The organism is Phytopseudomonas dryadis (assembly GCF_004327355.1).
In the GTDB taxonomy this organism is placed as follows: Bacteria; Pseudomonadota; Gammaproteobacteria; order Pseudomonadales; family Pseudomonadaceae; genus Aquipseudomonas; species Aquipseudomonas dryadis.
On record NZ_QJUM01000002.1, the window covers coordinates 200,627 to 219,395 of the forward strand.

The 18,769-nt window shown below is 64.7% G+C and carries 17 protein-coding genes and 1 tRNA gene; 8 read left to right on the forward strand and 10 right to left on the reverse strand.

Translation table 11 applies throughout. The annotated features are described in order from the left end of the window. Positions 1–174: 174 nt before the first annotated feature. Positions 175–251 (reverse strand) — tRNA-Val (locus tag DNK34_RS02465). Between the two features lie 234 nt (positions 252–485). Here DNK34_RS02465 and DNK34_RS02470 point away from each other — a divergent pair. Next, complete coding sequence (locus tag DNK34_RS02470) at positions 486–1,769, forward strand: NAD(P)/FAD-dependent oxidoreductase (RefSeq protein ID WP_131174560.1); 1,284 nt, start codon at positions 486–488, stop codon at positions 1,767–1,769. 65 nt (positions 1,770–1,834) lie between these two features. Here DNK34_RS02470 and DNK34_RS02475 read toward each other — a convergent pair whose 3' ends face one another. From DNK34_RS02475 to DNK34_RS02490, 3 genes are all read right to left on the reverse strand, one after another. Further along, positions 1,835–2,797: a PA2778 family cysteine peptidase gene (locus tag DNK34_RS02475; RefSeq protein ID WP_131174561.1), complete on the reverse strand. Its 963-nt coding sequence runs from the start codon at positions 2,795–2,797 to the stop codon at positions 1,835–1,837. Next, on the reverse strand, positions 2,782–3,183 hold the full coding sequence (locus tag DNK34_RS02480) for a PA2779 family protein (protein ID WP_131174562.1): 402 nt from the start codon (positions 3,181–3,183) through the stop codon (positions 2,782–2,784). The genes DNK34_RS02475 and DNK34_RS02480 overlap by 16 nt, the downstream gene beginning before the upstream one ends. A 533-nt stretch (positions 3,184–3,716) precedes the next feature. Next, positions 3,717–4,610, reverse strand: a complete 894-nt coding sequence (locus DNK34_RS02490; RefSeq protein ID WP_131174564.1) for a LysR substrate-binding domain-containing protein — start codon at positions 4,608–4,610, stop codon at positions 3,717–3,719. 156 nt (positions 4,611–4,766) lie between these two features. Here DNK34_RS02490 and dkgB point away from each other — a divergent pair, with 156 nt between their 5' ends. Then, positions 4,767–5,570 carry a 2,5-didehydrogluconate reductase DkgB gene (dkgB, locus tag DNK34_RS02495; RefSeq protein WP_131174565.1) on the forward strand — a complete coding sequence of 268 codons (804 nt, stop codon included), beginning with the start codon at positions 4,767–4,769 and terminating at the stop codon, positions 5,568–5,570. Between the two features lie 27 nt (positions 5,571–5,597). Here the strand turns inward: dkgB and arfB are convergent, their stop codons facing one another. The 5 genes from arfB to DNK34_RS02520 all read right to left on the reverse strand — a co-directional run bounded on the left by arfB (position 5,598) and on the right by DNK34_RS02520 (position 9,071). Beyond that, on the reverse strand, positions 5,598–6,011 hold the full coding sequence (arfB, locus tag DNK34_RS02500; protein WP_131174599.1) for an alternative ribosome rescue aminoacyl-tRNA hydrolase ArfB: 414 nt from the start codon (positions 6,009–6,011) through the stop codon (positions 5,598–5,600). 82 nt (positions 6,012–6,093) lie between these two features. Next, entirely contained in the window at positions 6,094–6,891 is a 798-nt protein-coding gene (locus DNK34_RS02505; protein ID WP_131174566.1) for an amino acid ABC transporter ATP-binding protein, read from the reverse strand. Further along, entirely contained in the window at positions 6,888–7,550 is a 663-nt protein-coding gene (locus DNK34_RS02510) for an amino acid ABC transporter permease (protein ID WP_207390831.1), read from the reverse strand. Before DNK34_RS02510 ends, DNK34_RS02505 begins: the two co-directional genes overlap by 4 nt. After that, positions 7,547–8,194: an amino acid ABC transporter permease gene (locus DNK34_RS02515; RefSeq protein WP_131174567.1), complete on the reverse strand. Its 648-nt coding sequence runs from the start codon at positions 8,192–8,194 to the stop codon at positions 7,547–7,549. Before DNK34_RS02515 ends, DNK34_RS02510 begins: the two co-directional genes overlap by 4 nt. 10 nt (positions 8,195–8,204) lie before the next feature. Further along, positions 8,205–9,071, reverse strand: a complete 867-nt coding sequence (locus DNK34_RS02520) for a transporter substrate-binding domain-containing protein (protein ID WP_131174568.1) — start codon at positions 9,069–9,071, stop codon at positions 8,205–8,207. A gap of 580 nt (positions 9,072–9,651) precedes the next feature. Here DNK34_RS02520 and DNK34_RS02525 point away from each other — a divergent pair. Further along, entirely contained in the window at positions 9,652–10,914 is a 1,263-nt protein-coding gene (locus DNK34_RS02525) for an amidohydrolase/deacetylase family metallohydrolase (RefSeq protein WP_131174569.1), read from the forward strand. Between the two features lie 651 nt (positions 10,915–11,565). Further along, positions 11,566–12,717, forward strand: a complete 1,152-nt coding sequence (locus DNK34_RS02530) for an amidase (RefSeq protein WP_131174570.1) — start codon at positions 11,566–11,568, stop codon at positions 12,715–12,717. Positions 12,718–12,731: 14 nt separating this feature from the next. Here DNK34_RS02530 and DNK34_RS02535 read toward each other — a convergent pair whose 3' ends face one another. Next, positions 12,732–13,247: a MarR family winged helix-turn-helix transcriptional regulator gene (locus DNK34_RS02535; protein WP_207390832.1), complete on the reverse strand. Its 516-nt coding sequence runs from the start codon at positions 13,245–13,247 to the stop codon at positions 12,732–12,734. 463 nt (positions 13,248–13,710) lie between these two features. Here DNK34_RS02535 and DNK34_RS02540 point away from each other — a divergent pair, with 463 nt between their 5' ends. The 4 genes from DNK34_RS02540 to DNK34_RS02555 all read left to right on the forward strand — a co-directional run bounded on the left by DNK34_RS02540 (position 13,711) and on the right by DNK34_RS02555 (position 18,700). Then, entirely contained in the window at positions 13,711–14,751 is a 1,041-nt protein-coding gene (locus DNK34_RS02540) for an aromatic ring-hydroxylating oxygenase subunit alpha (RefSeq protein WP_131174572.1), read from the forward strand. Further along, positions 14,738–15,691 (forward strand): PDR/VanB family oxidoreductase, encoded by a 954-nt coding sequence (locus tag DNK34_RS02545; RefSeq protein ID WP_131174573.1) that lies wholly within the window; start codon positions 14,738–14,740, stop codon positions 15,689–15,691. The genes DNK34_RS02540 and DNK34_RS02545 overlap by 14 nt, the downstream gene beginning before the upstream one ends. A 25-nt stretch (positions 15,692–15,716) precedes the next feature. Continuing rightward, a complete protein-coding gene (gene hpxZ, locus DNK34_RS02550; protein ID WP_131174574.1) occupies positions 15,717–17,276 on the forward strand; it encodes an oxalurate catabolism protein HpxZ in 1,560 nt (519 codons plus the stop codon). A gap of 293 nt (positions 17,277–17,569) precedes the next feature. Then, on the forward strand, positions 17,570–18,700 hold the full coding sequence (locus tag DNK34_RS02555; protein ID WP_131174575.1) for a metal-dependent hydrolase: 1,131 nt from the start codon (positions 17,570–17,572) through the stop codon (positions 18,698–18,700). Positions 18,701–18,769 lie beyond the last annotated feature (69 nt).

Genomic DNA, 18,769 nt, shown 5'->3' on the forward strand with positions numbered 1-18,769 from the left:
ACCGAACCGCAGTCACTGGAAGGGGTGAAACGGACTGGATGCTTTCAGAATCATGGCCGCCTGACAAGACGGTCTTTCCGGGAGTAACGCTCGCCGTCGCGACGCGACGGCCCGGAGGTGCCGCCAAGGCTGGCGGTCAAAAAAAATGGCCGCCGAAGCGACCATTTAAAAATTTGGTAGGCACAATTGGATTCGAACCAACGACCCCCACCATGTCAAGGTGGTGCTCTAACCAACTGAGCTATGTGCCTGCTGTGGGTGCGCATTCTACGGAGGCGCGCAAAAGAGTCAACACCTTTTTTCCCTAACTGACTGAATAAATGAATTTTTTACAGATATGCCGCAGGCGCTCGGGAGCTCCGGCGAGGCAAACCCGGGTGCGCTGAACGGCAGCGCCTGGATGGCTGGCGGGACGCCACTAGCCGACCCTGGGGGACTCGGGTAGCATCCCGGCAATCGTAAAAAATTCGGAACAGGGTTGCAGAATGACGCACACGGCCTATCCCCACTCCTATTACGCCGCCTCGGCCAACGCCGCGCCGCCGCGCCCGCCTCTGGAAGGCGAAGTGGAAACCGATGTGTGCATCATCGGCGCCGGCTACACCGGCCTGTCCACCGCCCTGTTCCTGCTGGAAAACGGCATGCGCGTGCACATCGTCGAAGCGGCCAGGGTCGGCTTCGGTGCCTCGGGGCGCAATGGCGGGCAGATCGTCAACAGCTACAGCCGCGACATCGACACCATCGAACGCACGGTCGGCGCCCGCGAGGCGCAACTGCTCGGGCAGATGGCCTTCGAGGGCGGACGCATCATTCGTCAGCGCATCGCCACCTACGGTATCCAGTGCGACCTGAAGGATGGCGGGGTCTTCGCCGCCATCACGGCCAAGCAGATGAAGCACCTGGAAGCGCAGAAGCGGCTGTGGGAACGCTACGGCCATACCCAGCTGGAGCTGCTGGACGGCACGCGCATTCGCCAGGTGGTGGCGACGGATCGCTACCTCGGCGGCATGCTGGACATGAGCGGCGGGCATATCCATCCGCTCAACCTGGCCCTGGGCGAAGCCGCGGCCGTGGAGTCCCTGGGCGGCATCATTCACGAGCAGACGCCGGCAGTGCGCATCGAGCGCGGCGCCAGCCCGGTGGTGCATACGCCCCAGGGCCGCATCAGAACGAAGTTCGTGGTGGTCGCGGGCAATGCCTACCTCGGCAACCTGGTGCCGGAACTGGCGGCCAAGTCCATGCCCTGCGGCACCCAGGTGATCACCACCGAGCCGCTGCCGGACGAACTGGCCAGCAGCCTGCTGCCTCAGGATTACTGCGTCGAGGACTGCAACTACCTGCTCGACTACTATCGCCTGAGCGCCGACAAGCGCCTGATCTTCGGTGGCGGCGTGGTCTACGGCGCACGGGACCCGGCCAATATCGAAGCGATGGTGCGGCCGAACCTGCTCAAGACCTTCCCGCAACTCAGGGAGGTGAAGATCGACTACGCCTGGACGGGCAATTTCCTCCTCACCCTGTCGCGCCTGCCCCAGGTCGGGCGCATCGGCGACAACATCTATTACTCCCAGGGCTGCAGCGGCCACGGCGTGACCTACACCCACCTGGCCGGCAAGGTGCTGGCCGAGGCCCTGCGCGGCCAGGCCGAGCGCTTCGATGCCTTCGCCGGCCTGCCCCACTACCCCTTCCCCGGCGGCCAGTTGCTGCGGGTACCGCTCAGCGCCCTGGGCGCCTGGTACTACAGCCTGCGCGACAAGCTCGGCTTCTGATCAGCCAGCCACGATGAAAAACGGCGCTCCTGGGAGCGCCGTTTTGCATGGTGCGGATAGGGCAATCACTGCGCAGGACAGGCCACCGGCAGCGCGCACTGCTCCGTCGTCGCTGCGCCTTGCGTGCCGATGACGCTGAAGCGCTGATCATCCGGTGCCAGGCGCTGGGCACACTGCCGTGCCGCCTGGGCGCTGTCGCGGCAGCCGCGCTCATCCAGCACCTGGGACAGGTTGAACCAGCCCGCGGCGAAGTCGGGCTGGCGCGTCACGCTCTCGCGCAACGCCGTTTCGGCACCGCGCGCATCGTCACCGGCATAGCGGCTGTTGGCCAGGGCGAACCAGCCCAGCGCCTGCTCCGGCCATTGCCGGGTGGCGGTGCGATAGGCACGCTGCGCCACATCCTTGCGCCCCACCTCTTCCAGGTCGTTGGCGGCCTTGAGCCAGGGCGTCAGTTCGGCGGTGGCCGGCAGGGTCTCCGGCGGCACGGTCAGTACCGCCCAACGCCCGCCGCGGGCCCAGGTCTTGTCGAAGCTGGCGAATTCGGTCACCCAGCGTCGTGTGGTGCCCGAGCGCAGGATCAGCTTCCGTTCGCGGCGGTCATAGCCGACCACTACCGCGAAGTGCCACTGCGGGTACCAGTCGAACGCCAGGTTCTGCAGTACCAGCACCGGATTGCCCGCCGCGACCTCGGCCAGTATGGCATCGAGTTGCGGCTTGAGCGGATAGACCAGCATGTCATGGGCGCGGGCCGCCGCGACCATCTCCACCTGCAGGCTGCCTTCGCGGCCAGGGAGATAGACCTGATCCTTGAGGTAGCCCGGGCTGGTCAGCACACCGCGCTGGTTGAGCATGGTCGCCAGCGCGGCCGGGCCACACTGGTAGGCGGTCTGCGGGAAGAAGGGAACGCTGCTGAGTTCGACCCGCTCGGGCAGGCGCTCGGCCTCCGGTGTCAACACCGGAGACCTCGCGCATGCGCTGAGCAGGACAATCAGAAGTGAAGCGAGTAGCGGTCTTAGCGATTTATGCATTTCACGAAACTGAAGAGGTTGGTGGCGCAGAGCATATCGGTGATGATGAAGATCACCAAGAACAACACGATCACGCCAAGCACACCGGCGCCCGCCGGGGCCTCGGACAGTTGCTGGTTGAATTGCGCCAGTTCGGCGCTGGTCAGGTTGTTGATGCGGTTTTCCACCTGGTCGCGCTCGACGCCCATGGCGAGCAGTTTGTCCTTGACCTGCTGGTCATCGAGCATGGCGATCAACTGCTGACGATCGACCTGCTGCTGATGCTCGGTCAAAACCTCGCCGGTACCGATCATCGCGGCATTGGCGAGTGGAACCTGAACGACCATCAGGACATGGAACACTGCCAACATGGCAGCCAGACGACGAAAGAACGAGGATTGAGTCATTGTGATATCTCCTTATCAACCACTAGGGTCTGTTGACGTTTCAGCGCAAGCCGCGTTGCTGCGCAAAATCTCGCCAGGCCGGGCGGCGATCCGCTAGGCGGAGGACGCCGGGAATGGCGTTCCCTTGCCAAGTCCTCCAACAACGCATGGCGAGATTTCCCACGCAACCCGCAGGGCCGGGTCCGTTTTGCCGCGAATGCTGCGTTTCTCGACGCTCATTTGGAACACCAAACTTCGCGTCTCGTGCCTTGCCTCGCGACAAAACGGGCTCCGGCGCGGTCGTGCTGAAACGTCAACAGACCCTAACCTAGACCTGCCATTTCGCGACCCGGTTCCACCCTTATTTCGGCCAAGCGTGATCGCTGCCTCATTGCCAACGAAAAGCCCCGCAGCCCAGGCATTCCAGCGTTCGGAAGCTGGCTCGGCAGCGCCCTCTTTCAGCGTATGACCCCGATGAAAAGCGGCCAGGATCAGGTCGGGGCGCGGGGTTGAATTCGAGAAAGATGCGCTGCACGTGCTGGAGCGCCAGGCGCTCAGTCCGTCGCGCCGAGCTGGCTGCTGAGGTAGTCGAGAAAGCAGGTGATGCGCGAGGCCAATGCGGTGTTGCGATAGTAGACGGCATGGATCGGCTGGCGGACGTCGACGGTCTCGTGCGCCAGCACCTGTACCAGGTCGCCACGGACGCGGTCGACATGGGTCATGAAGTCCGCCAGGCAGACGATGCCGGCGCCGGCCAGCGCCAACTGGCGCAGGGTTTCACCGCTGGAGGCCTGCAGGCTCGGCTCGATCGTCCAGCGGTCGCCGAGGGCATGGCGCAGCGGCCATTCGTTGAGGCTCTCGGGCTGGGTGAAGCCGAGCAGGCTGTGCTGCCGCAGTGCCTCGGCACACTCGGGCGTACCGTGAGCGGCCAGGTAGGCCGGGCTGGCCAGCACCCGCAGGCGATTGCTGCCCAGAGGCCGCGCATGCAGGGTGGAGTCGCGCAAGGGGCCGATGCGGATGGCCAGGTCGGTGCGCTGCTCCAGCAGGTCGATGATCTGGTCGCTGCTGTGCAGTTCCAGCTGGATCTGCGGATAGCGCTCGCGGAAGCCCGCGACCAGCGGCACCACGGCATGCAGCATGAAGGGCGCCGCGGCGTTGACCCGCAGGCGCCCGGCAGGCGTCTGCCGGCGCAGGCGCATCTGTTCCTCGGCGTCCTCGACCGCAGCGAGGATACGTTGCGCCTGGAGCAGAAAGGCCTCGCCCTCCTCGGTCAGTTCCAGGCGCCGGGTGGTGCGCCGCAGCAGGGTGACGTCGAGCTTTTCCTCCAGGCGGCTGAGGGCGCGGCTGACCCCCGAGGCGGTCTGCGCCAACTGTTGCGCAGCTGCGGTGATGGAGCCGCTGCTGACCACGCAGGTGAAGGCGAGCAATTCGTCGAGGGTGGTCTTCATGGAGGCCATTCGTGACTGTGGATCAATGGTGTTTACCATGAAACGCGGTTTTTCCGCATAAGTCCACGGCACATACTGCTGACCAAGACAACGCAACAACCCATGCGCACCGCTGTCAGCTACAGACAGCCGCTTATTCTGACCAGGAGACCCCTCATGCAGCAGATCCCCGCCCTCGGCCTCGGCACCTTCCGCCTCAAGGATCAACAGGTCATCGACTCGGTGCGCAACGGCCTCGAACTGGGCTACCGGCATATCGATACCGCGCAGATCTATGGCAACGAGGCGCAAGTCGGCCAGGCCATCGCCGACAGCCAGGTGCCCCGCGACGAACTGTTCGTCACCACCAAGATCTGGACTGACAGCCTGGGCGCCGACAAGCTGATCCCCAGTCTGCGCGAGAGCCTGGGCAAGCTGCGCCTGGATCAGGTCGACCTGACCCTGATCCACTGGCCATCGCCGGGCGATGCCATTGCCGTGGCCGAATACATGGCCGCACTGCTGGAAGCCAAGGCCCAGGGCCTGACCCGCCTGATCGGGGTTTCCAACTTCACCAACGCCCACCTGCAACAGGCGATGGAAACCGTCGGTGCCGAGCAGATCGCCACCCACCAGGTGGAAATCCACCCCTTCCTGCAGAACCGCAAGGTGGTCGACTTCGCCCGGGAACACGGCATCCACCTGACGGCCTACATGCCGCTGGCCTATGGCAAGGTCATGAGCGATCCGGTGATCCAGGGCATTGCCAGCAGCCATGACGCCACGCCGGCACAGGTCGCCCTGGCCTGGCTGCTGCAACAGGGCTTCGCGGTAATTCCGTCGTCGACCAAGCGCGCCAACCTGGAAAGCAATCTGGCGGCGCAGAACCTGAGGCTCAGCGAACAGGACATGGCGGCCATCGCCACGCTGGAGCGTGGCGAACGCCTGGCCAACCCGGACTTCGCGCCGCAGTGGGATTGAGCGTGGGGGAGCCATTCGGCGCCGGCCTCAGAAGTCGACCTTGCCCCTGCCCGCCTTGATCGCGCCCCGCTTGGTCTTGCCTTCCAGCCGGCGCTTTTTCGAGCCCAGGGTCGGCTTGGTCGGACGCCGGGCCTTCTCGGTCTTGCCCGCCGCGCGGATCAGTTCGGCCAGGCGCTCGAGGGCGTCGGCACGGTTCTGCTCCTGGGTGCGGTACTGCTGGGCCTTGATGATCACCACGCCATCGGCGGTGATCCGACTGTCGCGCCAGGCCAGCAGACGCTCCTTGTAGAACGGCGGCAACGAGGAGGCCTGGCTGTCGAAGCGCAGGTGCACGGCGCTGGACACCTTGTTGACGTTCTGCCCGCCGGCACCCTGGGCGCGGATGGCGGTCAGCTCGACTTCGTCGTCAGGCAGGTGAACGCTGTTGGAGATGACCAGCATGGCGGTTCCGGCGGTGAACTGGGCCACGCAGCATAACGCCTGGCTGTCGCCAGGCACCAGCGATCGCGGCCAGCGGCCCGGTTCAGGCTCGCTGCCGGAATGGCGCCAGGAACTGCTGGGCGCGGGCCGTCTGTGGGTCGCTGAAGAAGGCTTCCGGCGAGCCGCTTTCGACGATGTAGCCGCCATCCATGAAGATGATCCGGCTGGCGACCTGCCGGGCGAACTCCATTTCATGGGTGACGATCACCATGGTCGCGCCCTCGGCGGCCAGGTCGCGCATCACCTCCAGCACCTCCCCCACCAGCATGGGGTCCAGGGCGCTGGTGGGCTCGTCGAACAACAGCACGTCCGGCTTCATGGCCAGCGCACGGGCGATGCCGACCCGCTGCTTCTGCCCACCCGAGAGCCGCGAGGGGAACATGTCGGCCTTGTCGGCGAGCCCCACCTTGGCGAGCAGTGCCATGGCCTCGCCATGCACGTCCTTGCGCTTGCGCTTCTGCACGTGCACCGGGGCTTCCATGATGTTGCTCAGCACGGTCAGGTGCGGCCACAGGGCGAAGTGCTGGAACACCATGCCGATGCGCGAGCGCATCTGCGCCAGCTCGGCATCGCTTATCCTGGCGCCGCCCTTGTGCGCGCCGAAGCGCCTGGAATTGAGGCGGATGCTGCCGGCATCAGGCGTCTCCAGCCAGTTGATGCAGCGCAGCAGGGTCGACTTGCCACAACCCGACGGCCCGAGCAGGCACAACACCTCGCCACGCTCGAGGTCCAGGGACACATCCGCCAGCACCCGGTTGGCGCCGAAGGACTTGGACACACCCTGCACCTGCAGCACCTTGGGCGCTGCTGGCGTATCCACGTTGTTGATAAGACTGCTCATGCGCGGCGCACCTCGGCGTAACGGGTAAATAGGTTGGTGAGCAATTCGATGGCCAGGCAGATCACCCAGTACATCAGCACCGCCGACAGGAAGCTGGCGAAGGGAATGAAGTAGGTCGACTGGATGGCGTTGATGGCCGCCGTCAGCTCGGTAACGGCGATGATGCCCAGGAACGCGCTGTCCTTGACGATCTGGATCATCTGGTTGCCGATCATCGGCGTCGCGCGCAGCAGCACCGGCGGCATGATGATGCGCCGCAGCAGGCCGAAGCCGTGGTAGCCGAAGGCCCTGCCCGCTTCGATGGTGTCGTGTGGCAGATCCTTCCAGGCGCCCTTGAGGATGATCGCCATGTAGGCGGTGTTGTAGACGATCAGCGCGACGATGCCCGATACCCAGTTGCTCAGCTGGATGCCCCCTGACGGCAGCCCGAAATAGATCAGGTACACCAGCAGCAGGAACGGCGTGCAGCGCATGCACTCGCAGTAGAACGAGGCGCCGCGGCCGACGAAGACCCGGTTCGACATCAGCAGTGGAGTGAGCAGGATGCCCAGCACCAGCGAGACGCTGCCGGCGAGCAGGACGAACACCATGGTGTTCATGAAACCTTCCAGAATGGACGGGTAATGCTGCCAGACGGTCAGGAAATCGCTCATGTTCATACCGCGCCCTCCTGCCCCTGGACGTTGCGCTCGAGCCGGCGCTGCAGCCGGATCAGCAGGAAGATGATCGCCACGTACAGGCACAGCCCGACCAGCAACGGCGGCAATGGATCGTAGGTTCTCGCGCCCACGCGCTGGGCCGCGCGGGTGATCTCGACCATGCCGATCACCGCGATCGCCGGGCTGGATTTCACCAGCATGGTCATCTCGTTGACCAGCCCCGGCAGGCTCGACTGCCAGACCTGGGGCAGGACGATGCGCATCACCCGCATCCGCCTGGGCATGCCGAAGGCCAGCGCCGCGTCGTACTGCTGGCGATCGAAGGCCAGCAAGGCGGCGCGCCATATCTCGCAGTTGAACGCGGCGGCGGTGACCGACAGGGAAATCAGCGCGGCGAGCAGCGGGCTCAGCGAGATGCCGAACTGCGGCAGGCCGAAGTAGACCAGCAGGATCAGGGTCACCGCCGGGCAGGACCTGACGATGCTGACGTAGACATAGGCCAGTTGCCGGGCTACCGGGATCCGGGCCCAGCGCAGCAGCGCCAGGCCCAGCCCCAGGGGAATGCCGATAACGATGCCTACCAGCGACACACCCACCGTGGCGAATGCACCCTGCAGGATGCTCCAGTAGTCGTATGCATTCATGATGGACTCATCAGTTCACGTCGAGCGGCATTTTCTCGAAGCTGACGCCCAGCCATTTCTCCTGCAGGCGATACATCTCGCCGCTCTCGCGGATCTTCAGCAGCGCGTCGTTGATCACCTCGAGCACGCCATCGTTGCCTTTCTTGACCGCCCAGGCCTTGTAGCCCGGCTCGCCGATCGGGTGGCCCAGCTCGAACACGTCGCCGCGCTCCTTGACCAGTGCGCGTAGGGTCAGGTCGGTGTTGACCACCGCGTCGATACGGCCCTGGGCGAGATCCTGATAGGCCTCCGGGTAGCCGTGGTATTCCATGATCTTCTTCACACCCTCGCCCTTGCTGGCCTTGAGCTTGGCGTCGAACGCCTTGAGTTCGGCCAGGAAGGCGCTACCGGTCTCGGCCCCGACCACCTTGCCGACCAGATCCTCGGCAGTCTTGATCGAACTGCCCTTCTTCACCCCGTAGTAGGTCGCCGACTCGGCCGTCGGCGTGGTGTAGTCGAAGCTCTGCTTGCGCTCCGCCGTGACCATGACCGCCGACAGCGCCATATCGAACTTGCCGCTGGTCACACCGGAGAGGATGCCGGCCCAGGGCATGATCTGCTGACGCAACTCCAGACCGGTTTCCTTTTCCACCAGATCCTTGAGTTCGTTGTCATAGCCTGTGGACTTGCCGTTCTCCATGAATTCGAACGGGCGGTAGTCATCTTCGGTGGCAACGATGACATAACCCCGTGCCTTCACTTCTTCGGCCGTCATGGCATGACTGAGGGAAACTGCACCGATCGTGGTCGCCATCGCCAGAGCGATGGCCGAAAGAGATTTGCCGATATGCCCCTTGGCAACAGCCGTGGAGCAAACAAGGTCACGAATTGCTGACATGCTGACTTCCTTCTGGTTATGGATGTTGACATCGATCCGGACACGCAAGACCACGGCCGGCGCAGCGCAAGAGTCAAAGCAAGTGGCATGCCATTTATTTTTTAATTTTATTAATCAAATAGTTAATTAATTATCATGTTTTAAAACGGCCACTTCACGAGCATCGTCCGCCCCAACAGCGCTCGCGATATTGGTGGTATGCCACTTAAATGGGCGGAGCTTGTCTCAGGTGACGGCTTCTACCTGCGGTAACGCTCCGCAGCAGGCGAAAGAAGCACTTTCGGCAGGCTTGCGCTCTGGCTGGACACGGCCCCATCAGAGGGCGGAGGCGCGGACGCATCAAAACAAGGCACAAATAGGTGGCATACCCCACTTTAGTTCAGAGTAGGCCATTCCGAGCTACCTGAAAAAATCATTAAGAGTGGTATACCCCTCTATAAATCAATAAATAAAACGATATTTATCAATAGGTTGATAATCCCATGGAAATCCAAACTGCATAAATGGCACAGCCGTTGCACCCACCTGCGCATACCTCAACGCAGTGTTTGGGTTCACGACCAGTAGAAGGTGGAGAGCAATGGCTGATGTAATCCTCAAAGGTGGCTACCTGATCGACCCCGCCCAGGGGTACGACGGGAATTTCGACGTCGCCATCAGCAATGGCCGTATCGAGGCGATCATCGCGCCTGGCGCCGCCGGTGCAGCGGCGACGGTGATCGATGTCAGCGGCAAGCTGATCACCCCCGGCCTGATCGATACCCACGGCCACGTCTTCGAATACGTGACCGGTCGCTTCGGCCTGGATGCCGACCTCGCCGGCGTATACTCGGGGGTGACCACCTTGATCGACCAGGGCGGGCCGTCGTGCATGACCCTGCCGGCGTTCCGCGAGCATGTGGTCAAGGCCAAGAAGACCCGGGTATTCGCCTACCTGTCGGCCTATCTGGTCGGCGGCCTGGAGGGCCACTTCTACCCCAGCCTCTATACCCCGGAATGCGTAGACGTCGAGGCGACCGTACGCGCCGCGCTGGCCAATACCGACATCATCAAGGGCTTCAAGGCCCATGCCGAACTGGGGGGGTTCGAACGCTGGGGCAGCGATGTGATGGCGATGAGCGCGGAGATCTCCCGGCGCGCCGGCATGCCGCTGTACATCCACTTCGGCCAGTTGTGGCCAAGCCCGGGCGACCCGAGCCCGGTGCACCCCGACTCGATCCTCGCCGAGGTGGTGCCGATGCTCAAAGCCGGTGACATCCTCGCCCATCCGTTCTCCCGTCATCCGGGCGGCGTGGTCAGCGCCGACGGCAAGCTGCACCCCTTCATGACCCTGGCCAGGGACATGGGGCTGAAGGTGGATGTCGGCCACGGCTCGCACTTCAGCTTCCAGTGCGCGCGCATCGTTCTCGATGGTGGCGTGATCCCCGATACCCTCGGTGCGGACATGCATGGCTACAACACCCTGGTGCCCGCCCCGGCCGGCACGCCGGAAGAGCACTCGGACAGCGAGCACATGTTCTTCGGCAAGCAGCGCTTTTCCATGGCCTCGGCCATGACCAGCATGCTGGCTCTGGGGCTGCCCATCGAGCATGTGGTGGCCATGGCTACCTGCAACCCGGTCGAGGTGTTCGGCCTGCCCCGGGAACTCGGCACCCTGGCCGTCGGCAACCCGGCCGACATCACCATATTCAACGATGAGCGCGGCCGCTTCCAGTTGAAGGACAACGAAGGCACCGTGGCCTACAGCGACCGCCTGCTGACACCGGCGTTCTGCCTGAAAGACGGCCAGCGTTTCGATGCGGTCGCCTCGATCCTGCCGCCCTACTCCAGCTTCGCTGCCTGAGTGAATACACGGATCGTCCGAGGTCGTAGCCGCTGTAGCGTGGAGCGGGCGGCAGACGCCAACCGTGTGGGAGCGTCGCCCTCGGCGCGAAGCGATAGCGGCCATACCGCTCTATCCGCGTGGCCGTACGGTTCGCCCCGGGGTCGGGGCTCCTACAGCGTGCAGGTGGCTGCAGACGCCAACCGTGCAGGAGCGTCGCCCTCGGCGCGAAGCGATAGCGGTCATATCGCGCTATCCGCGTGGCCGTACGATTCGCCCCGGGGTCGGGGCTCCTACAGCGTGCAGGTGGCGGCAGACGCCAACCGTGTGGGAGCGTCGCCCTCGGCGCGAAGCGATAGCGGCCATATCGCGCTATCCGCGTGGCCGTACGATTCGCCCCGGGGTCGGGGCTCCTACAGCGTGCAGGTGGCGGCAGACGCCAACCGTGTGGGAGCGTCGCCCTCGGCGCGAAGCGATAGCGGCCATACCGCGCTATCCGTGTCGGCCAAACGGATCGCCCGCAAGCGGGCTCCTACGGGAGCGGCTGTGCAGGAGCCGGCTTGCCGGCGATATCTCGTGAAGGGCGCATGAATGTCGGTCTGGCCATCCAGCTCATGCATGGCAGACTCACTCGCCTGTTAACTTTCATCGCTCACTGTCAGGAACACGCCCATGAAGCTCGCCAACGGAATGATCGCCGATGATCCGGTTCACCTCTGCGCCACCGGCTCCGGCCCGCTCGACGGCCTGAGCTTCGCGGTCAAGGACATCATGGCAATCGCCAGGCACCGCACCGGCTGCGGTCACCCGCTGTGGCGTGACAGCCATCCACCGGCAGACACCACCTCACCGGTGATCGAGTTGCTGCTGGCCGCCGGCGCCACGCTGACAGGCAAGACCCACACCGATGAGCTGACCTACAGCCTGGCCGGGAGCAACATCCACTACGGCACGCCGCCCAATCCCGCCGCGCCCGATGCCACGGCGGGCGGCTCGTCCAGCGGTTCGGCCTCGGTGGTCGCCGCAGGCCTGGTGGATTTCGCCATGGGCAGCGATACCGGCGGCTCGATCCGCATTCCGGCCAGCTACTGCGGGATTTACGGGCTGCGTCCCAGCCATGGCGCGCTCGCCTATGAGCACTGCGCACAGCTGGCACGCAGCTTCGACAGTCTGGGCTGGTTCGCCCGCGATGGCGAAACCCTGGAACGAGTCGGCAAGGTGCTGCTGCCAGCAAGTGAACATCGTCTGCAACGTGTGCTGCTGGTCAGCAACGTACGCGAAGAGGCTGGCGAGGCGGTGCTGGCGCAATTCGACAGATGGCTGACCCAGACTCGCCTGCCGCTGCCCTGTGATGACTGGCAGGCGCTGCCGCCATTGGCCGATTTCGCCAACGATTTCCGTACCCTGCAAGCCTTCGAAGCCTGGCGGGAATACGGCGGCTGGATCAGCCGGCACCAGCCGGAGTTCGGTCCTGGGGTGAAAGAGCGCTTCGCCAATGCCAGCCGCGTCAGTGCCGCGGATGCTGCGGCGGCGCAGAAACGCCTTGGCGTATTGCGTGGGCAGCTGGATGCCCTGCTCGGCGATGACGGCGTACTGTGCCTGCCGACGGCACCCAGCCCGGCGATCGCCTTGACGGCCAGCGACGAGCAGGTCGAACAGATTCGCCTGGCAACCCAGCGCATGACCGCCATCGCCGGCGTCGGTGGGTTACCCCAGGTATCCGTGCCGCTGCTGCAGACCGCTGACGGTCCGGTGGGCGTCTCGCTGATCGGCCCCCGGGGCAGCGACCGTGCCCTGCTCGCCCTGGCCCGTCAGCTGAGCTGACGCCGCCCCCGACATCAGCTGTCGGCCTTTGCCGGCTGCAGGCGCAAGGGAGCGCTCTTGACCTCGTTGTTGGCCTCCACCAGGTGGATCAACTGCAGCATGAACAGGTCGCGCTCTTCGGCCGGCAGCGCCTCCAGCGTGCGGTCATGGGCGCGTTGAACGGCATCGTTCATCTTCGTCACCAGGGTTTTGCCCTTGCGCGCCAGTTTCACCAGTTTGACGCGCTTGTCCTTGTCGCTCTGGCGCCGCGATAGCAGCCCCCGCGCCTCGAGGCGCGGGATCACTTCGGCGACGCTGGTGCGCTCGAGGCCGATGGCCTGAGCGATGGTGTTCTGATCCATCTCGCCCAATCTGCTCAACGAGCTGAGCAGGCTGTACTGCACCGGCGTGATGTCATGGCCCCGGGTCTCTTCCTGGAACAGGCTGCAATGAACCTGGTGCAAACGGCGTATCAGAAAACCGGGGCGTCCCAACAGGCTCGAGCGACTGACAGCCTCATCGAGCCTGGCTTTAACTTCTTCGTTGTGCATATTGCGCTCCATAGCTCCCGGCTACTCGCTGATGATTAACAGTTTCGGCGTTGCGCTTCGAAAGCTCTCCATTACCGGCGACAGCAGCACCATCCGCTATCGACTCGGACCGGCCTGCGCTGCCGAAAAATCGCTGAGCGACGATTTCCCTCAGCACGAATCGTGCCTTCAAAACAGGAGGCTTCTTGTTCGCATTCCCGTGGTCAGGCTAACACAATCGCCCACATAAGTGGCATACCACCCAATTTACGCACGTTTATATGGCAGCACATCGCCGTTCGCCCTCCTGACAGCGGCCGTGCCGAGATGGCAGGCTGCGTCATACCTGGATTCCGGACACGCCCAAAAACGTGGCATACCTCTTGCTTTTCAATGGCCATTGGAAACATCCACGCACCGCGACCTTTCCTCCAGTGCTTTGCCGGCCTGGAATCCTTTATCTGCAGGAACGGAGTTCGACGCCATGAATTGCAAAGAGCACCTCAATAACCTGGACGCTCCCTTGGCGCCAGCCCTTCTCAACGACTGGCACGTGGTGGCCAGCAGCGAGGAAGTGGTCGAGGGAAAACTGTTTCAGGCCACCCTGTTCGACCGCGACCTGGTGATCTGGCGCGACTCCAAGGGCCAGGCCTACGTCTGGGAGGACCTGTGCATCCACCGCGGCGCGCGCCTGTCCAAGGGTTTCATCGTCTCCGACAAGGTGGTCTGCCCCTACCACGGCTGGAACTACGACGGCAGCGCACAATGCACGCTGATCCCCGCGTCGCCCAACGAAACCCCGATGAAAAAGGCCAAGGCCATCGCCCACCATGTACAAGAGGCCTACGGCTTCATCTGGACCTGCCTGGGAGAGCCGGAAAAGGATATCGCCGAATTCCCCGAATGGCTCGATGACAGCTACAAAAAGGTCGTCTGCGGGCCATACGAATTCAAGTCCGGCTACCGTGCCCTGGAGAACTTCATCGACCCGACGCACTTTCCCTTCGTGCATGCCGGCGTCAACGGCCTGATGGACGCCCCCGACCCCATCGGTCAGTACAAGGTCTGGGAAGAGGATGGCGGGCTGGCCACCTCGGAAGTCCAGGTCACCCAGCCCTATGGCGACCCTCGCGAAGTCCCGGTCATCGCCTATTACGCCTACAGATGCCTGCGTCCCGGCGTGGCCTATTTCAAGAAGCGGCTGATCATTTCCGACCCGCTGCGCGCCCATGAAGGTAACGAGAACGACCGTTTCTGCACCTTCTTCACCATGCAGCAGGTGAGCGAGACGCGCAGTATCGTGCGTATCTGCTGCGCCATGAATTTCGATCCCATGCCCAGCGACGCCGACGTGCGCCGCCGCCAGGATCTGGTCTACGCCCAGGATAGCGCGATCGTCGATACCCAGCGCCCCGAGCGCATCCCCACCGACCTGCGTCAGGAGCTTCACCACAGCACCGACCTGCTCGGCATGAAATACCGGGCCTGGCTGCGTGGGATGGGTATCAACTATGGCACCGTCTGAAACCGTCGCGCCGACGTTCCGCCTCACGGCCATGCGCTACGGCGCACGGGACATCGTGCTCTACGAGTTCCAGCCGCTGGACGGCCTGCCCCTGGCGCCGGTCCAGGCAGGCGCCCACCTGGACATCGTGCTGCCCAACGGGCAGATCCGCTCGTACTCGTTGCTCACCCCGCTGTGCGACGCCGAACGCTATGTGGTGGCGGTCAAGCGCGACGCCAACGGCCAAGGCGGCTCGCGCTGGCTGCACGACCAGGCCCGGGTCGGCCAGACCTTCGGCCTGCAGCCGCCACGCAACCACTTCGCCCTCACCGATGGCGATACCCCGGTGCTCCTGCTTGCCGGTGGCATCGGCATCACCCCGCTGTTCTCGATGCTCGCGCAGCTGCGCAGTGCCGGGCGCCCGGCGCATCTGCACTACTGGAGTCGTGATCCCGAGCAGACGCTGTTCCTCGAGGCGCTGCAACGCAGCGACGATGTCACCCTGCATTTTTCCAGCACCGCGGGTCGCCGATCCCTCGCCGATATCCTGGCCGCTGTCGAGCCCCGGACCGAGATCTACTGCTGCGGCCCGCTGCGCATGCTCGCCGACCTCGAGACGCTGAGCGCCGCCCATGGCCTGGAGCATGTGCGCGTGGAGCGGTTCCAGGGCGCCAGCCCGCCGGCCACGGCCAACGAAGCCTTCACCGTGGTGCTGGCCCGCTCGGGCAGCGAAGTGCAGGTCTGCAAAGGCGAAACCATCCTCGGCGCCCTGCTCGAGGCAGGTGTCGAGGTCATGTATTCCTGCGAGCAAGGCATCTGCGGCGCCTGCGAGGTCAGGGTCGTGGCAGGCGAGCCGCTGCACGCGGACTCGGTGTACTCGGCCGAGGAACATGAGCAGCGCGGCAGCATGATGATCTGCTGCTCCAGCAGTAACAGCGCCCGGCTGGTGCTGGACATCTAGACACTCCAAGGAGCGAGCGAACCCCATGACCGATCTGGCAGCCTCCGATCTCCAGACTGCGCTGGAAAAGCTGTATGCCGTACGTCCTGTCTGGCGACGAGTGGTCGCCGCCGCCGACGCCATCGGCCTGCCCGGCAGGACCCTGCTGCACGCCGGGCCCCCCTTCCGTCACGGCCAGCGACCGAGCGCGCCGATCCTGTCATCGGCGGTGCTCTGTTGCCTGTACGAGGGCTGGGCCGACAGCGAGGCGGCGGCACAGTATCTGATCACCAGCGGCGAAGTCCGCCTCAGGCCGGCTCAGGACTTCAATGTGGTGACGCCACTGGCCGCGGTCGTTTCGCCGGGCACGACGCTGGTCGAGGTGGTCGATGCCGCCGGGATCAATCCGCGTCCCTGCTGGTCGCTCCTGAGCAGTGGCCGCGGCCCGCAGATCCGCTTCGGCACGCGCCAGCAGGCGGTGATCGAACGCCTGGCCTGGCGCGACGGCGAGCTTGCCCGGGTGCTGCGGACGGCCCTGGCCGAGGGGCCGATCGACCTGCTGCCCCTGGCAGTCGCCGGCCTGCAGCGCGGCGACGACCTGCACAGCGTCACCAGCGGTGCCAGCCAGGCACTGCAGGAACGGTTGATGCCGCTGCTGGAAGGTGCCGACGAGGTCGAGCGGATGCTCGATGAAACGCCGCTGTTCTTCCTGACACTGTGGATGGCCGCCTGCCATTTGCTGCTCGACACACTGTGCGATGAGCCCGCGGCACGATCACTGCTGGTGGCCCTGGCCGGCAACGGCATCGAGGCCGGCATCCGGCTGGCTGGCGATCCTGCTCGCTGGCGCACGGCTGCGGCCCACACACCACAAGGGCCGCGCCTGAAAGCGGGCGACGAGCCGGTCTGCCCCATGCTCGGCGACAGCGGCGTGATCGATGCCGCCGGCTTTGGCGCCCAGGCCTGGCACCACGCCACGGGCGCCGCCGCCGATATGGCCGGCTGGTTACCGGGGCGCCCGGCTGCTGCGCCGGAGTGGCGGCTGGGCCAGCACCCGCTGTTCGCCCCCTTCGGCCTGGGATCGGCCATCGACAGCGAGCGGATCGACCATCACTCGAGCCTGCCGAGGGTGGCCATCGCCATGCTCGATGCCCGGGGCGAGGCCGGGCTGCTCGGACGTGGCGTCTGTCAGACGCCGGCACGGCTGTACGGGTCGCCTGCGGCCGATGAGCCGGAGCTGAACGATCCTCTGGTGGTCACGCAGGTCAACGCGGCCTTCGAGCGTTACGAACAGGCCCTGGTGAGCAATGACGTCGCCACCCTGGACGAACTGTTCTGGCGGAGCCCGCACACGGTTCGCTATGGCGCCACGGAAAACCTCTACGGCAGCGCCGCCATCCGGGCTTTCCGTGACGGGCGCCCGGCGACCGGCCTGGCACGCCGGATCATCGAACGCTCGATCACCAGCTTCGGCAGCGATCATGCCGTCACCCACATGGCCTTCAGCCGCGAGGGCAATCCCCGCACGGGTCGCCAGACCCAGACCTGGGTTCGAATCGCAGGCGCCTGGCGGATCGTTTCCGCACACGTCAGCAACATGGACTAGTGTCGCGACAGCGGTCATGCAAAAACGCTTGAGGCTGGCAAGCTGGACGAAAGGGCCCATGGGGTTTGCTTGTCGTTCAGCCTCCAGCCTTTAGCGCTCCTGTCGGCCGTCCGCTTGCGCCTTTGAACAATCACTCAGCCCGTTCGCTCGGATACGAGATTTGATCTGTGATGTGAGGCACTTGCGCGCTCTCGAGGCCCCGCGGATTGAAACCTTTGCTTGAAATTTCCCGCTACGCAACCCGGAACGCTCAAGTAACGTAGTCGACCGCGTAGCAGTCATGAGGCAAACCCATGGATTCGATTACCCAAGCCGTACTCGGCGCCAGCATCCAGGGCGCCCTGCTGGGACGCTGGCAGGGGCGCAAGGCACTGCTGTATGGCGCCGTGCTCGGCTCCCTGCCGGACCTGGATGTGGTGATCGACTACGGCGATTCGGTGGCGGCCATGACCTATCACCGCGGTTTCAGCCATTCGCTGTTCGTGCTGAGCGGCTTCGCCCTGCTGCTGACCTGGCTGATCAGGCGCTGGCGGCCGCACCCCGGCTATTCGGCAAGGCGGCTGTTGCTGGCGCTATGGCTGGTGCTGATCACCCATCCGCTGCTGGATGCCTTCACCAGCTACGGCACGCAGTTGCTGTGGCCGCTGGCACCGACGCCGGCGGCCTGGTCGAGCATCTTCATCATCGACCCGCTCTACAGCCTGCCGCTGATCGGCGTGGTGGTGTACGGCCTGTGCAGTGGCCTGCGCGACAGATCGAACAGCGCGATCAGCGTCGCCCTGGCCTTCTCCACCCTGTACCTGGCCTCGACCCTGGCCGGCAAGTACATGGCCGAGCAGCGCGTGGAGCGCGAACTGGCGCGCCAGGGCATCCACGCCGAGGCGCTGTTCAGCGCACCGACGCCCTTCAATACCTTGCTCTGGCGCATCATCGTACTGGATGGCGAGGATTACCATGAGGCCCTGGTCGGCTGGTTCGATCGTGCGCCCCCCATCCTCGAACGCATCCCGCGCGGCACGGCGCTGGCCGCCGCGCTGGAGGATTCCCCGTCCCACCAGCGGCTGAAATGGTTCACCAATGACATCCTGCGCTACGACCGTCTCGATGATCACCTGGTGGTGACCGACATTCGCCTGGGCATGACCGGCTTCCACCCGTTCCGCTTCGATTTCGCCCACTGGCAGGATGGCCGCTGGCAGTTGTCGCCGTTCATCGAACGCTGGCCTACCGGACGCGGCGACCTGGCAAGCCTCAAGCTGTTGTGGCAACGCATCTGGACGCCCTCGACACCGGTGCCGCTGGCGCTCTGGGCCAGCGGGCTGAGCCAGTACCCGCAAGGCGAAGGCTCACCAGCCGACACCGATTTGGCTCCCGGCCGCAAAGCCGCCAGCTCAGCGAACGACAAGAGCGAACCGGCGCTGTGAACTGTAGCCTGGGTTGAGCGGAGCGATACCCGGGGAAACCGTTCCCGGGTATCGCAGGCTCAACCCGGG